The sequence below is a fragment of the Nonomuraea sp. NPDC050022 genome (assembly GCF_044460705.1).
In the GTDB taxonomy this organism is placed as follows: Bacteria; Actinomycetota; Actinomycetes; order Streptosporangiales; family Streptosporangiaceae; genus Nonomuraea.
In genome coordinates this window covers 667,493-682,582 of the sequence record NZ_JBITKE010000005.1, presented here as the reverse complement: position 1 = coordinate 682,582, position 15,090 = coordinate 667,493, and the positions used below count along the sequence as shown (strand labels likewise).

The 15,090-nt window shown below is 69.9% G+C and carries 13 protein-coding genes; 10 read left to right on the top strand and 3 right to left on the bottom strand.

Annotated features, from left to right (window positions below; genetic code table 11):
- The first annotated feature begins 7 nt into the window (after positions 1-7).
- From selA to fdhA, 4 genes are all read left to right on the top strand, one after another.
- Positions 8-1,384 (top strand): L-seryl-tRNA(Sec) selenium transferase, encoded by a 1,377-nt coding sequence (selA, locus tag ACIBO2_RS24700; protein WP_358545414.1) that lies wholly within the window; start codon positions 8-10, stop codon positions 1,382-1,384.
- Positions 1,384-3,534 (top strand): SelB C-terminal domain-containing protein, encoded by a 2,151-nt coding sequence (locus tag ACIBO2_RS24695; protein ID WP_397299516.1) that lies wholly within the window; start codon positions 1,384-1,386, stop codon positions 3,532-3,534. The genes selA and ACIBO2_RS24695 overlap by 1 nt, the downstream gene beginning before the upstream one ends.
- A 174-nt stretch (positions 3,535-3,708) precedes the next feature.
- On the top strand, positions 3,709-4,602 hold the full coding sequence (locus ACIBO2_RS24690; RefSeq protein ID WP_358545411.1) for an MIP/aquaporin family protein: 894 nt from the start codon (positions 3,709-3,711) through the stop codon (positions 4,600-4,602).
- A gap of 54 nt (positions 4,603-4,656) precedes the next feature.
- On the top strand, positions 4,657-5,883 hold the full coding sequence (gene fdhA, locus ACIBO2_RS24685; protein WP_358545410.1) for a formaldehyde dehydrogenase, glutathione-independent: 1,227 nt from the start codon (positions 4,657-4,659) through the stop codon (positions 5,881-5,883).
- A gap of 125 nt (positions 5,884-6,008) precedes the next feature.
- Here the strand turns inward: fdhA and ACIBO2_RS24680 are convergent, their stop codons facing one another.
- Positions 6,009-7,385, bottom strand: a complete 1,377-nt coding sequence (locus ACIBO2_RS24680; protein WP_397299512.1) for a serine hydrolase domain-containing protein — start codon at positions 7,383-7,385, stop codon at positions 6,009-6,011.
- Between the two features lie 174 nt (positions 7,386-7,559).
- Here ACIBO2_RS24680 and ACIBO2_RS24675 point away from each other — a divergent pair, with 174 nt between their 5' ends.
- From ACIBO2_RS24675 to ACIBO2_RS24655, 5 genes are all read left to right on the top strand, one after another.
- Complete coding sequence (locus ACIBO2_RS24675) at positions 7,560-8,453, top strand: N-acyl homoserine lactonase family protein (protein WP_358545408.1); 894 nt, start codon at positions 7,560-7,562, stop codon at positions 8,451-8,453.
- Positions 8,454-8,549: 96 nt separating this feature from the next.
- A complete protein-coding gene (locus ACIBO2_RS24670; protein ID WP_397299508.1) occupies positions 8,550-9,014 on the top strand; it encodes a MarR family winged helix-turn-helix transcriptional regulator in 465 nt (154 codons plus the stop codon).
- A 123-nt stretch (positions 9,015-9,137) separates the two neighbouring features.
- Positions 9,138-9,842 carry a ThuA domain-containing protein gene (locus ACIBO2_RS24665; protein ID WP_358545405.1) on the top strand — a complete coding sequence of 235 codons (705 nt, stop codon included), beginning with the start codon at positions 9,138-9,140 and terminating at the stop codon, positions 9,840-9,842.
- Positions 9,827-10,918, top strand: coding sequence for a Gfo/Idh/MocA family protein (locus ACIBO2_RS24660; protein WP_397299504.1), 1,092 nt, complete (start codon positions 9,827-9,829; stop codon positions 10,916-10,918). The genes ACIBO2_RS24665 and ACIBO2_RS24660 overlap by 16 nt, the downstream gene beginning before the upstream one ends.
- Before the next feature lie 145 nt (positions 10,919-11,063).
- Positions 11,064-11,594, top strand: a complete 531-nt coding sequence (locus tag ACIBO2_RS24655; RefSeq protein WP_358545402.1) for a phospholipase — start codon at positions 11,064-11,066, stop codon at positions 11,592-11,594.
- A 29-nt stretch (positions 11,595-11,623) separates the two neighbouring features.
- Here ACIBO2_RS24655 and ACIBO2_RS24650 read toward each other — a convergent pair whose 3' ends face one another.
- Positions 11,624-12,178, bottom strand: a complete 555-nt coding sequence (locus ACIBO2_RS24650; RefSeq protein WP_358545401.1) for a cysteine hydrolase family protein — start codon at positions 12,176-12,178, stop codon at positions 11,624-11,626.
- A gap of 80 nt (positions 12,179-12,258) precedes the next feature.
- Positions 12,259-13,368 (bottom strand): glycosyltransferase family 4 protein, encoded by a 1,110-nt coding sequence (locus tag ACIBO2_RS24645; RefSeq protein ID WP_358545399.1) that lies wholly within the window; start codon positions 13,366-13,368, stop codon positions 12,259-12,261.
- Positions 13,369-13,810: 442 nt separating this feature from the next.
- On the opposite strand from ACIBO2_RS24645, the gene ACIBO2_RS24640 reads away from it, so the two are divergent.
- Positions 13,811-15,031 (top strand): cytochrome P450, encoded by a 1,221-nt coding sequence (locus tag ACIBO2_RS24640; RefSeq protein WP_358545398.1) that lies wholly within the window; start codon positions 13,811-13,813, stop codon positions 15,029-15,031.
- Positions 15,032-15,090: the final 59 nt, after the last annotated feature.

Sequence of the window (15,090 nt, the reverse complement as noted above, 5' to 3'; positions counted from 1 at the left end):
TCGAAGAGTGGACCCACGCAGGCACGTACCCCGTACGGATGCCGTACTCGCCGATCCGCGGCTGGTCGCGGCGGGTGGGCGGCTGGGTCGGTCGGTCGTCAAGGACGCGGTGGCGCGGGCGCAGCAGCGGGCGCGGAGCGGTGAGATCGGTCCCGAGGAGGTCGCCGACGCGGCGGTGGCGGCGCTCCCGCCGCGGGCCGCGAGCCTGCGTGCGGTGATCAACGCGACCGGCGTACTGGTCCACACCAACCTGGGCCGGGCGCCCCTGTCGCCCGCCGCGATCGAGGCGATGGCCGCCGCGGCGGGTGCCGCCGACGTGGAGTTCGATCTGGAGACCGGCGCCCGGGCCCGGCGCGGGCGGGGGGCGCTGGACGCGCTCGCCCGTGCCGTGCCGGCCGCCGAGGACGTGCATGTCGTCAACAACAACGCCGCCGCGCTCGTCCTGGTGGCGACCGTGCTCGCCGCCGGTCGGGAGATCGTGATCAGCCGGGGCGAGCTCGTGGAGATCGGCGACGGGTTCCGCATCCCCGACCTGCTCGTCTCCACCGGGGCGCGGCTGCGCGAGATCGGTACGACCAACCGCACCTCCTACCGCGACTACGCGGCGGCCGTGGGGCCGGAGACCGGATGCGTGCTCAAGGTGCACCCGTCGAACTTCCGGATCGAGGGCTTCACCGGCTCCGTCGAGGTACGCGAGCTGACCGGGCTCGGCGTGCCCGTCGTAGCCGACATCGGCTCGGGGCTGCTGGCGCGCGAGCCGCTGCTGCCCGAGGAGCCGGACGCGGCGACCGTACTGGCGGCCGGGGCGGACCTGGTGACGGCCAGCGGCGACAAGCTGCTCGGCGGACCACAGGCGGGTCTCCTTCTCGGACGCCGTGACCTGGTCGAACGCTGCAGGCGGCATCCGCTCGCCCGCGCCCTGCGGGTCGACAAGCTGACGCTGGCCGCGCTGGAGGCCACGCTCCGGGGTCCTGTTGTGCCCGTCCGGCTGGCGCTGCATGCCGACCCAGCGGTGCTGGGCGACCGTGCCGCGGCCCTCGCCGGGCGGCTCGCCGAGGCGGGGGTCGACGCGCGGGCGGTGCCGAGCCAGGCCGCTGTCGGGGGCGGCGGGGCGCCCGGGGTGACGCTGCCGAGCGCCGCCGTCAGCCTGCCCGAACGGCTCGCCGCACCGTTGCGCGTTGGTGATCCCCCGGTGGTCGGCCGGATCGAGGGTGGGCGGCTGCTGCTGGACCTGCGCACCGTTCCCGGTGATCGCGACGGCGACGTGGCCCGCGCGATCCTGGGGGCGAGCGGCCTCATGGCACGCTGCGAGGGGAGTGGCTTCGGGGTGAGTGGTCTCGGGCCAAGCGACTTCGGGGTGAGTGGCTTCGGGGCGGGTGGCTGATGTACGTCGTGGCCACGGCGGGTCACGTCGATCACGGTAAGTCCACGCTGGTGCGGGCTCTCACCGGGATGGAGCCCGATCGGCTGGAGGAGGAGCGGCGGCGGGGGCTGACGATCGAGCTGGGGTACGCGTGGACCACGCTGCCTTCGGGACGGCGCCTCGCCTTTGTCGACGTACCGGGGCATGAGCGGTTTCTCAGCACAATGCTGGCGGGGGTCGGTCCGGTGCCGGCGGTGCTCTTCGTGGTGGCGGCGGACGAGGGCTGGATGCCGCAGTCCGAGGAGCATGCGGTGGCGCTGGAGGCGCTCGGCGTACGGCACTGCCTGCTCGCGGTGACCCGAGCCGACCTCGCCGACCCGGCTCCGGCCCTCGACCAGGCACGCACTCGCCTGACCTCGGCCGGGTTGGGTGGTGTGCGTCCGGATACGGCTGTTCTGGGAGGCATGCGGACGGATGCGGCCGGGTTGGAGGGCGCGCGCCTGGAAGCGGCCCGGTTGGGCGGAGAGCGCCCGGATGTGGCCCGGTTGGGCAGTGGTGGTGGCTGTGGTGCGGTTGAGGCGGTGGTGGTGAGTGGGCGGACCGGGCAGGGGCTCGATGAGCTGCGGGAGGCGCTGGACCGGCTGGTCGCCGCGCTGCCCGCGCCCGATCCGGAGGCGCCGGTCCGGCTGTGGATCGACCGGGCGTTCAGCGTGACGGGCAGCGGGACGGTCGTGACCGGGACCCTGCCCGAGGGCGTCATCTCGGTGGGTGACGAGCTGGCGCTGGAGGGCGAGCCCGTACGGGTGCGGGCGCTGGAGTCCCTGAAGGAGCCGCTGTCCTCGGTGACCGGCGTCGCCAGGGTGGCGGTCAATCTGCGCGGTCACGGCCTGCCGGAGCGCGGCCATGGTCTGCCCGAGCGGGGCCGGGCGCTGGTCACGCCCGGCCGGTGGACGTTTACGGACCTGGTCGACGTCCGGATCACCCCCGTCGGGACCCTCGGGACCCTCCGTGACACCGGCTACGGCTCCGGTCCCGGTCCCGAAGCGGCTGACGTTTCGAGAGGAAGCGGCGCCGGCGTTCCGGAAGGAAGCCGCGGTGGCGTTCGGGTGCGCGGTCGGGGAAGGGAGGATGAGTGGCGGCTGCCTCGGCGACTGACCGCGCACATCGGGTCGGCGGCGGTGACGTGCGAGGTGCGGACGCTTGGCGGGCGCGTCGTACGGCTGCGCCTGGCCCGCCCGCTCCCGCTCCACCTCGGAGACGTGCTGCTGCTGCGCGACCCCGGCCGCGACCGGGCCGAGGTGCGGGTGGTGGCGGGGGCGAGCGTGCTCGACGTGCGCCCGCCCGCGCTCGGCCGCCGGGGCGCGGCGCGTGCGCACGCCGCCCGGCTGGAGTCGGCCGCCCCGGACGCCGCCTCGGCCCTGCGCATCCACCGGCTGCTGCGCGTGGCTGAGCTGACCGCCATGCTTGGCACGTTCGGCCTGGGCTCGGCCGACCCCACCACGAGCGATTCCGGCGCGGCCCGCTCCACCACGGGCGCCACAGCTGGCGTGCTCCACGCGGACCCGACGGTCGAGGCCGGTGGTCTGGGCGGGGGCCCGGTTTGCGGGGACTGGTACGCCGACCCCGAGTACTGGGCCGAGCTGGGCGAGCGGCTGGCTGACACGGCGCGGCGCTACGCCGTCGAGCACCCTCTGGAGCCCGGCATGCCGATCGAGGCGGCCCGCCACGCGCTCGGGCTGCCCGACCGGCAGTTGGTCGCCGCGCTGGTGCGGGCGCCGTTCACGCTTGCCGAGGGGCGGATCGTGACCCGGCCTGCCGGGCTGCCCGAGCCGGTGGCGCGGGCGGTCGAGCGGCTCAGGGGGGAGCTGGTGGCACACCCCTTCCAGGCGCCGGAGGCCGGGCGATTGGCCGAGCTGGGGCTGGGGTCGCGGGAGCTGGCAGCGGCCGTACGGGCCGGGCGTCTGTTGCGCGTGGCCGAGGGGATCGTGTTGCTGCCCGGCGCGGAGGTACGGGCGGCGGAGCTGCTGCGCCGACTGCCGCAGCCCTTCACGGTCAGCCAGGCCAGGCGGGCCCTCGACACCAGCCGGCGGGTCGCGGTGCCGCTGCTCGAACACCTCGACCGGAGCGGGCTGACGCAGCGCGTGGACGAGGTTCATCGCCGCTGTCTCTGATCACCCCGCCAGCCACCCCGGCAACCACTCCAACAGTCACCCTGCCAACCACCCCAGCGCCACCCCAACAGCCACCCCGCCAACCACCGTGGCAGCCACCCTGACCTGGGTTTCTGCTGGAGGGCGGGTATATATTCGAGTTTGGGGATAAACCATCGTCATCGGGGGGTTGCGATGGTTGGAGATCTGCCGCGACGTCTTGTCGCGGAAGCCATCGGAACGATGTTGCTGGTTCTCTTCGGTGCCGGGTCCGTGGTGTCCGCGCTGGTCATGCAGAACGGCCGACTCGACTACGCCGCACTGGGCATCATCTCGTTCTCGTTCGCCGTGGTGGTCGCGCTCGTCATCTACGCCTTCGGCAGTACGTCCGGCGCGCACATCAACCCGGCGGTCACCATCGCCCTGGCCGCGGGGCGCAGGTTTCCGTGGTCGGAGGTGCCGTTCTACATCGTTGCCCAGCTCGTCGGCGCGTTCGCCGGCGGGCTGTTGATCGTGGGCGGGTTCGGTCGGCGGGCGGTGGACAACGGCGTCGGGCTCACCGCGCTGGGCCAGGGCGTGAATTATGGGCAGGGCATCCTGCTGGAGGCACTGGGGACGTTCCTGCTGCTGCTCACGATCATGGCGCTGGCGGTCGATCGGCGGGCGCCGAGCGGCTGGGCCGGGTGGATGATCGGATTGGCCGTGGCGTGCGAGATCTTCGTGCTCGGCCCGCTGACGGGTGGCTCCGTCAACCCGGCCCGTACGTTCGGGCCGTACCTGACGACCACGGTGTTCGGCGGTAGCGCGCCATGGTGGCAGTACGGCGTCTACATCGCCGGCCCGATCATCGGCGCGGTGCTGGCCGTCGTGGTGTACGACCTGGTGGCGCGCCCGATGCGCGAGCTGCCCGTGTCGGCCGAGCAGGGCACCGCCGGAGAGATCATCGGCGCGCGGGGACAGGATCTGCCCGAGGCGGCTCAGGGCACCGCGGGTGACATCCCGACGGCCCGGCGCCCGCACGACGACCGGATCCGTGACCGAGTGGGGCACATCGGCCGCCGCCGTTGGCGCCCCGGCCATGGGGGGTGATCCGTGACCACGTGAGCGAACGAACATCCGCCACCTATCGGGCAAGGGGGAGTCATGCCCGGCAATAGGGGAGTTTCGTACGAGGGGCCAGGCAACGTCCAGGTACGCGAGACCGACTATCCCGAATTCGAGCTCAAGGACGGCCCGGGAGTGAACCCGGCCAACGTAGGGCGCAAACTACCGCACGCCGCCATTCTCAAAGCGGTGGCGACGAACATCTGCGGCAGCGACCAGCACATGGTCCGCGGCCGCACCACGGCCCCGCCGGGCCTCATCCTCGGCCACGAGATCACCGGTGAGGTGATAGAAACCGGTTCCGACGTGGAGTACATCAAGGTCGGCGACCTCGTGTCCGTACCGTTCAACATCGCTTGCGGCCGCTGCCGCAACTGCAAGGAGGGCAAGACAGGCGTCTGCGAGAACGTCAACCCCGACCGGCCCGGCTCGGCGTACGGCTACGTCGACATGGGCGGCTGGGTAGGCGGGCAGGCCGAGTACGTCCTGGTGCCGTACGCGGACTGGAACCTGCTCAAGTTCCCCGACAAGGAACGGGCCATGGAGAAGATCCTCGACCTGGCCATGCTCTCGGACATCTTCCCGACCGGGTTCCACGGCTGCGTGAGCGCGGGGGTGAAGCCAGGATCGACCGTCTACGTCGCCGGTGCCGGCCCGGTCGGCCTGGCCGCGGCGACCTCGGCGTTCCTGCTCGGAGCCGCCGTGGTCATCGTCGCCGACCTGAACAAGGAACGGCTGGACCAGGCCCACACCTTCGGCTGCGAGACGATCAACGTGGCCCTGGGCGAGCCGAAGGACCAGATCGAGCACATCCTGGGCGAGCCGGTCGTGGACTGCGCCGTCGACGCCGTCGGCTTCGAGGCCCGCGGCCACGGCGGGGAGTCGGACGTGGAGCGTCCCGCCACCGTGCTCAACACGCTGATGGACATCACCCGGGCGGGTGGCGCGCTCGGCATTCCCGGCCTGTACGTCACCGGTGACCCCGGTGCGCAGGACGAGGCGGCCAAGCACGGTTCGCTGTCCATCCGGATCGGCCTCGGCTGGGCCAAGTCGCACTCCTTCGTCACCGGCCAGTGCCCGGTCATGAGGTACAACCGCCAGCTCATGATGGCGATCCTCAACGACCGGGTGCAGATCGCGAAGAATGTCAACGCGACGCCCATCTCGCTGGACGACGCGCCGCGGGGCTACCACGAGTTCGACGAGGGGGCCGCGCGCAAGTACGTGCTCGACCCGCACGGCATGCTCGCCAAGACGGCGTCCTGACGACGCGGTCTCCACTGCGAGCGGTGTAACGCCCGCCGCTCGCAGCAGGTCCGGTCTCCACTGCGAGCGGCGCGCCGCGCGCCGCTCGCAGCACATCCAGGGACCGCCCCTGCTCGTCCGGTCGATCACGATGAGGCCGTGGCCCGGCCGAACAGCCGGCCGGCGAGGTCGACGCCCACGACCGTGCCGTTGTCGTCGCGGCTGAAGTAACCGCGCTGCCCCTTCAGCCCGCCCTCGGTGATGATGTACTCGTCACCGTCGCCGGGCAGGAACCCGAAGGCGGCCGGCGCGTAGTCCGGGGGCATGTCGGCATCCGATGCCTGGCGGATCTCCGGCTTGATCCCGACCTCGAGGGTGAGCTGAAGCCCATCGGTGGCGATGTCGAGGTTCATGGCGTCGATCTCGTAGCGGCCGACGACCTGTCGCGCCCGAGCTTCGTCGTAGGGGATCGGCTCGGGGTCCCGGTCGACCACGCCGAGGTAGTTCTCCAGCGCCCAGCGGACGACGGCCTGGTTGAAGGGGTAGCCATCAGGGCCGCCGTTGGCCAGGGATACGACGGCGAAGTCGTGTTCGGGCACGATGATCAGCTCGGCGAACTGACCGTTGCCCGATCCGCCGTGCCCGAAGGTGCGGACTCCGTCCACCTCACGCAGGAACCAGCAGATGCCGAAGGCGTCGCCGAGCGTGCTGGCCCGCAGCTCAACCGTCGGCTCCTGCATGCGGCGCAGCGCCTCGGCGGGCAGCACACCGTCACCGGTGCCGAGGTGGAACCGGGCCCAGCGCAGCAGGTCGCTCACGGAGGACACGCTGCCCCCGCCGGGGTAGTTGGCCTGTGAGCCGGCCCGCCACGACGTCCACGGCCGCGCGGCGCGCATCGTGCCGTCCTCGCCCCGGTTGTAGCCCACGGCGAACCGCCGGATCATGACGTCGTCGTGATCGAAGAAGGTGTTCGACAGCCCCACCGGCTCCAGGACCAGCGCGGCCACGGCCTTCTCGAAGGGCAGGCCGGTGACCTTCTCGATGACCCGCCCGGCCAGGTTGTAGCCGGCCTGGCTGTAGGAGGCCCGGGCGCCGGGCGGCGCGATCAACGTCAGCTCGTCCAGCTTCGCCACGAACGCGGCCAGGGAACCGGCCCCCTCATCGGTGTCGATCAGGTTCCAGTCCAGCCCGGCGGTGTGGTTGAGCAGGTTCAGCACGGTGATCTGCGCGGCGGCGGCCTCGTCGGCGAGCCTGAGCTCGGGTACGTAACGCCGTACCGGCGCGTCCAACTCCACCTTGCCTTCGGCGACCAGCCGCATCAGCGCGGTCGCCGTGAAGGACTTGGTCACCGAGGCCAAGGGGAACAGCGTCTTGTCATCGACCGGCAGCGGGTTCTCGAGGCTCGTCACCCCGTGAGAGGCGACGAGCTCCTGACCGCCGCCCAGCACTCCTACGGCAACACCGGGAATGCCGAACTCCTTGGCCGTCGCCGCGACGAACTCGGACAGCTTCTCCTGCGACATCGTGTCTCTCCTCTTCTCCCGACCGTTCCCGGCGAGATCTCGTACGTTCTGGCGTGCAGGTAGGACGATGGCCGCCGTCGCTGATACGGGCCTGACAGCGCCGTGATACGCGCTCTCAGCCGGGGCGCCTCAGAGATAGTTGACACGACATATATGTCGTGTAATCTAATTCCTATGAGACACGAGATGATCAACCCGATCAAGCAGGTATCCGTGGTCAGCACCGGGACGGTGTCGATCCACCCGGAGCACGTGGCCGCCACCCGCAAACCGATGTACTGGTGGCTGTTCACCTCGCGCCGGTGGACGCCTCCGCTGCCGATCAACGTCTATGTGATCGAGCACGAGCGTGGGCTGGTGCTGTTCGACGCGGGCCAGGATCGGGCGTCGGTGACCGACGCCGGCTACTTCCCCGGCGGCATCACAGGAGTGATGTACGACCGGCTGGCCCGTTTCGACATCGGCCCCGGCGACACCCTCACCGCCCAGTTGGCCGCCGCCGGCTACGACATCGCGGACGTACACACGGTGGTGATCTCCCACCTGCACCAGGACCACATCGGGGGACTGCGGGAGCTGACCGGCGCCGAGATCGTGGTCAGCGGCTCGGAATGGCGGACGCTCGATGGAGCCCTGCCCGAGCTGCGGGGGCTCCTGCGGTCCCACATCGACATCCCCGGGCTGCGCTGGCGGCACATCGAGTTCGGCGAGATCCAGGATCCGGGGCTCGCGCCCTTCGCGGCCGGCCACGACCTGTTCGGCGACGGGAGCCTCGTGCTGCTGCCCACTCCCGGTCACACTCCCGGATCACTGTCACTGCTGGTCCGTGGCGCCGGGCACGCGCCGCTGCTCATGGTCGGCGACCTGACCTACGACGCCCATCTCCTGCACGAGGGCCATGTGCCGGGAGTAGGGGACAGGCGGCAACTGGACGACACCACCAAGGCGATCAACACGCTGCGGGAGAACAACCCGGGCCTGGTGATCCTGCCGGCCCACGATCCGAGAGCGGCGGCCCGGCTGGCATCCGTGACGGGGGCTCTCGCCAAGACCGGCGGACGCCCGTGATGGCGGCTCTCGCCAAGTCCGGCGGACGCCGATGACAGCGGCTATCGCCAAGACCCGTGGCGGCAGCTCTCGCCAAGACACGACAAGCTGGCTCACATGCGACCCGCTGAAGAACTCCGCTACCTGATCCTGGCCGCGCAGCGCGAAGGCAACCGGCTGCTCGGCCAGGCGCTCAAGCCGCTCGGAGTCACGCCCTCCCAGGCCGAGGTGCTCCGCATCCTCGCCGATCGCCGGCCCCTTACGCTCAACGGGCTCGGCGAGCTGCTGGTCTGCGAGAGCGGCAACAGCCCCAGCCGCCTGGTCGATCGGCTTACCACGATGGGTCTCATCGACCGTCAGGTGTCCGCGCACGACCGCCGCCACATCGAGCTGTCCCTCACCGAAGAGGGCAGGCGCCTCGCCCGGCAGATCACCACGATCGAAGATGATCTCTACCGATCCATCGACGCCGCAGCCGAGGGGCGTGACCTCGATCAGATCACCGATTTCCTCCGAGCGTTCGTCGCCGATCTGCCGGCAGGCCGGGCCCTGGCTCGCCGAATCGCCGAATCGGCGTCGTGAACTCGCTCGGATCGCCGGATCGCCAGCTCACCGGCCAAATCGAACGGCATCTAACCTTTTGCCCGCTTTGGTGGTCAATGCGATGATCGGAGGCGTCGACTGCCGAGCGGGATGGGTGAAAGCATGTCGGGTGATCATCGTCGGAAGGCACTGGTGGTACGGGGCGGCTGGGAAGGGCACGCCCCGGTCGCGGCCACCGAGCTCTTTATCCCCTATCTGGAGAAGCAGGGGTTCGAGGTGAGCCGGGCGGACTCCCCGGCGCCGTACGCGGACTCCGCGTTCATGGCCGGGATCGATCTCATCGTGCAGTGCTACACGATGGGCACTATCGAACAGGCCGAGCTCAACGGCCTGCGGGCCGCCATCGAGTCGGGCACGGGGATGGCGGGCTGGCACGGTGGCATCGCCGACTCCTACCGCAACTCCTCCGACTATCTGCACCTGATCGGCGGGCAGTTCGCCTGCCATCCGGGCAAGGAGCCGGCCGAGCGGCAGGGCACGGCGGCGGACAACTTCGTCCCGTACACCGTGAACATGCTGCCCGAAGCGGCCGATCACCCCATCACGGAGGGCATCACGGACTTCGGCCTCGTGACCGAGCAGTACTGGGTGCTGACGGACGACTACATCGACGTGCTCGCCACGACGACGCAGCAGGTCCGTCCGTGGGACCCCTGGCATCGGGAGGTCACCTCGCCGGCGATCTGGACCCGGCGGTGGGGGAGCGGGCGGATCTTCGTCGCGACCCCGGGGCACAGCCTCGACGTCCTGGAGGACGAGAACGTACGCACCATCATTGAGAGGGGCATGCTGTGGGCCAGCCGGTGAACGTGGGCGTCGTGGGGTGCGGCGCCATCTCGGCGCAGTATTTCCAGACCATCGACCGGCTGCCGCAGCTGCGGCTCGTCGCGGTGGCCGATCTGGACCTTGACCGGGCGCGGGAGGCGGTGCGGCCCTATGCGGGTGTCGACGTGCTGAGCGTGGCGGAGCTGCTGGCCGACTCGCGCATCGACATCGTGCTCAACCTCACCATTCCGGCCGCCCACGCCGAGATCGCGCTCCAGGCCATAGCGGCCGGCAAGGACGTCTATTGCGAGAAGCCCCTTGCCGCGACCGCCGAGCAGGCCGCCGGGATGCTGCGGGCGGCCGGCGCTGCTCAAGTGCGGGTGGGGTGCGCGCCGGACACCGTGTTGGGCACGGGTACGCAGACGGCGCGCAAGGCGATCGACGACGGCCTGATCGGCAGGCCCATCGCGGCGACCGCGACGATGATGACGCCCGGTCACGAACGCTGGCACCCTAACCCCGACTTCTACTACGTCCCCGGCGGCGGCCCGCTCCTGGACATGGGGCCCTACTACGTGACCAGCCTGGTGACGCTGCTCGGCCCGGTGGCGTCGGTAGTCGGCGCGGCCAGCCGTACGCGGGCCAAGCGCACGATCGGCTCCGGGCCCCGCCAGGGCGAGGAGATCCCGGTGACGGTGGACACACACGTCACCGGAGTGCTCGTCCACACCTCGGGAGCGCTGTCCACGCTGGTGATGAGCTTCGACGGGGCGGCGACCAAGGCGCCCAACATCGAAGTGCACGGCGAGACGGGCTCGCTCGTCGTGCCCGACCCGAACTACTTCGACGGATCCGTCCTGGTCTCAGGGGTCGGTGAGGGCGAATGGCGGACTCTCCCCGTGGGGGCCGGCTACGTCGAGGGCGGGCGCGGGGTGGGCCTGGCCGACTTCGCCGCGACCCCGGCGGGCGAGGAGCCTCGTACGAGCGGCTCGCTGGCCTTCCACGTGCTCGACGTCATGGAGTCGCTGCTGGCCTCGGCGCACTCCGGCGCGGCGGTGACCATCACGAGCACCTGCGAACGCCCTTCGGCGGTGAATCTGACTCAGCCCACCGACTAGAGGTAAATGTCCGTTTTGCTCGAACTTCTCGGCGGAAATTAAGCAAGATCTGCTTCTGCATTGCCCGGGATTTCGCTTCATCGTTAGACCGTCAGGTGAACCTTGCCATGACCATTCACCCCCCGGGCAAGAGAAGCAGGTCCTCATGGTCAGACGATCCCTCGCCACGTTAGCCGCCGTCGTCACCTCCCTGATCGCCGTCCTCGCGTTCGCCCTACCAGCCCACGCTGTGACTCTGGAGCAGAAACTCGCCGCCCTCTCTGGATTCAGCCAGCCCACCGCCGCCAGCGCCGCCTCCTGGCGGGCCGCCTGGCAGAACCAGGCGGCGTGGGCCGACTACGCCTTCGACTGGTCCACCGACCTGTGCTCCAGCAGCCCCGACCAGCCCCTCGGTTTCGATTTCCGGATGCCGTGCCGGCGACACGATTTCGGCTACCGAAACTACAAGGCCGTAAGCCAATTCCCGGCCAACAAGGACCGTATCGACAGCGCCTTCTATTTCGATCTGAAGCAGGTGTGCGCCGGATACTCGGGAGTCTCCAAGGCCACCTGTGACGGCCTCGCCTGGACGTATTACCAGGCGGTCCGGCAGCTGGGCGACCTGGTCGTCACCGACGACCAGATCCAGCGGGTCAAGCGGGACGCCGAACGGAACGCCCAGAACGCCGACGCCTGAAACCGGTGGAGACGGAGGATGCCGTCGGCTCAGTCGCCGAACGTCACATCCTTCGTCTCCACCACCGCGGCCGTGCGGCCGGGCGCCGTGTGGTAGCGCCAATAGAGGTTGGTGTGCGCGATGACCTTGTCCGGCGGCGGGGCGCCCCACGCGCTCTGGTCCTCCGTCGTGTGCGCGTCACCGACGAGCGTCACGTCGTAGCCACGCACGAAGGCGCCGTGGATCGTGGACCGGATGCATTCGTCCGTCTGCGCCCCGGCCACGATCAGACGTCCGATTCCGGCCCCGGCCAGCACCTCCTCCAGGTCGGTGTCCTCGAAGGAGTCGGCGAACGTCTTGTGCACCAGCGGCTCCGCCTCCCGGCGGACCAGCTCCGGGACGTACTGCCAGGCGTCACTCCCCTTCGCCAACTGCTCGCTCGAGTGCTGGACCCAGACGATCGGGACACCCTCTTCGCGAGCCCGGTCGACGAGCGTGCCGATGTTGGCGACGACCACGTCACGCTGGTGCGTGTCCGCCACGATGCCTACCTGGACGTCGATCACCAGCAAGGCGGTGTTGGGTCGATCTGACAGCGTGGTCACCACGATCTCCTCACGTTGATCTCCTCTGTCGGCCGGACATGCCAAGCTGGCCACACTAGGCCGCGCCACCGACAAAACCTTCAGCGTGGCGAGGCTTCCCGGATCGTCAGGAGCCAGGTCTCGAAGTCCGAGACCGCGTCGTCCATCGTCCGCTGAACCACCTCTTTGACCGCGGTCCTGGCCAGCCTGTGCCGTAGCGCGGCGTCGTCGAGCAGCCGGACGATGCCCTCGGCCAGAGCCTCCGGATCTCGCGGCGGGCACAGCAGCGCCGTGCGGTCATGCTCCGCGTAGCTCTCCATGCCGTGGTTCCGCGTCGTGACCAGCGCGGCCCCACAGGCCATGGCCTCGGCGCCGGGAAAGCCGAATCCCTCGTACTCCGACGGCACCGCGAACACGGCCGACCGGTTGTACAGGCCGCGCAACCGGGCGTCGCTCGGCCCCGGATGGTGCTCGATCCAGAAGGGCAGCCGGTCGGCGTCGTACGCGCCGAAGCACCACGCCCGCACCACCCCGGGGCGCGCCTCCCGCGCCAGCTCCAACGCGGTGATCGCGTCGCCGGTCCGTTTCGACCATTCGCGGCGCGCCGGAAACCCGACCAGGACCCGCTCCGCCGAGTCGATCGGGGTCCGCAGGAAGAAGGTCGAGCTGTCGACGGCGCATTCCACCAGAGCGCACGGCGCGCCGGAAACGCTCTCGACGATGGACCGCAGCCGCCGTGCGCCCACGGCGATGGGCCAGCCGGTACGCATGGCCGCTTCCATCGCCTCCCGCGCCGCTCCGTCGGGCCGCAAATAGCTTTCGTAGTCCTGCAAGAACAATGCCTTAAGGCCCAGATACGCGGGAAGGGCGGCCACAAGCGGCACGACCTGCCAGGTCGTCGCCAGTACGACGTCGAAGGGATCATGCCGTCCGGAAAGCGTATGGAGAAAGTCGGCCGGGTCGGATACCAAAACGCTGCGGGTCCGTGGCCCGGCGGAGAACCACGGGTGCGGATGGGCGTCCGCCGGCATTATCGGCGCGACGGCCCTGGTCGGCGGCCCGAGAGGGTGGCGTACGGGCCGCCGCGGGTGGACGAGCAGAATGTCATGACCCATTTCCCCGAGGCGGGAGGCATAGGAGTAGACCGTCTTGAGCGCACCGATAGGCGCGGATGAGGCCCTGGCCATGATGAACGCCACGCGCACGGTCATCGCCTCCCACTAAGCGATTCCATAGACGAGCTTCTTACGCGGGCGGGTATTCGGAAACCTCGACTGCAGCCCTGCCCCTGTCGCTAGAGCGCCTTCTTCACTAGATACGAAGCCTGACGGGAAATCAACGTCGCCAGTTGGCCTTTTCTAGTGAAATATTCAATGGAACGGACCCGGGCGAGACGATCATCTACTGTGCCCTGAAGATCGCCCTCGCGTGGCAGCGCGCTCATGCGGCAACTGGCGGCACGAGTCCTCGGTCCTGCTCGCCCTGGGCAACGCCGTCTGGGTCCTCCTCGGCCGCCCTGTCCGGCAGCCGTGAGCGAGCGGAACGGAAGGTAGCCTTCACGTTACTGCTTGCTGACTTCGGTTGTTTGGAGATCGCCCGGCATATGTGATGGGATCACTGCGCACTTAACGATCTCCTCACCCAAGGGGTCAAATGGCAACGAACCTCCCCTCCTTCCCTGTCGTGGACGAGAACCCGCTCGACACCTGCATCCGGTTCCGGGAGATCGCTCCCGTGGTGGAGGTGGAATTCCCAGGAGGCGTGCCCGCCTACCTGGCCCTGACCCACAAGGCCGTACGGGAGATCCTCGCCGGAGACAACAAGACCTTCCTCAGAGACCCCAAGCACTGGCCCGCTCTCCACGACGGATCGATCCCCGAGGACTGGCCGCTGCGCGCCATCATCCAGGGCGGTCACCTGTCCACCATGGACGGCGGCGACCACCGGCGGCTGCGCGGGCTGATCATGAGCGCCTTCACGCCGGCCCGGGTGCAGGCCATGGAGGGGCGGATCCAGCAGATGGTCGATGAGTTACTCGATGAGGTGGTGGCCGCCGGCGACGGTGTGGACCTGGTCCCCGCCTTCACCGAGGCGCTGCCTATGTGGGTGATCTGCGAGCTGTTCGGCGTGGCGCCCGAGGATCGGCTGCGGCTGCGGAACTGGACCTCCACGCTGCTGGCGCACACCACTCCGCCGGAGGTGGCGTTCGCGACCCAGAACGACCTCATGGCGTTCCTGCACGCCCTGGTGGAGCGCAAGCGGCGCGAGCCGGGTGACGACCTCACCTCCGGCCTGGTCCAGACCCACGACGAGGATGACAAGCTCACCACCGACGAACTGGTCGGCGTGCTGTGGATCATGCTCGTGGCCGGCCACGAGACCACCGTGCACCTGCTCGGGTACGCCATCGTGGCGCTGGCCCAGAACCCCGACCAGCTCGCCTTGGCCAAGGCTGAGGACCGGTGGGCCGACGTGGTCGAGGAGACCGTGCGCTACCGCCACTCGGTGATGATGACCAGCTTCCGCTTCACGGCGGAGGATGTGATCATCGCGGGGGTGCCCATCCCCAAGGGCAACGCGGTGGGCGTGGTCTTCCAGGCCACCGGCGTCGACCCGTCGGAGCACGGCCCGAGCGCGAACCAGTTCGACATCACCCGCGAGTCGACCGGGAACCTCGGCTTCGGCCACGGCCCGCGCTACTGCATCGGGGCGGGGCTGGCCCGCCTGGAGAGCCGGGTGGCGCTGGAGACGCTGTACCGGCGGTTCCCGGACCTCAGCCTCGCGATCGACCCCGACGACATCCCCTACTCCCCGTCGTTCTTCACGATCGGCCCGCTGTTCCTGCCCGCCAACCTCGGTGTGGCCCAGCCCTGACGTACCGGTGTCCGGCCCGGCAGCCCACGGTTGCCGGGCCGCTCATCACGGGCCTGGGC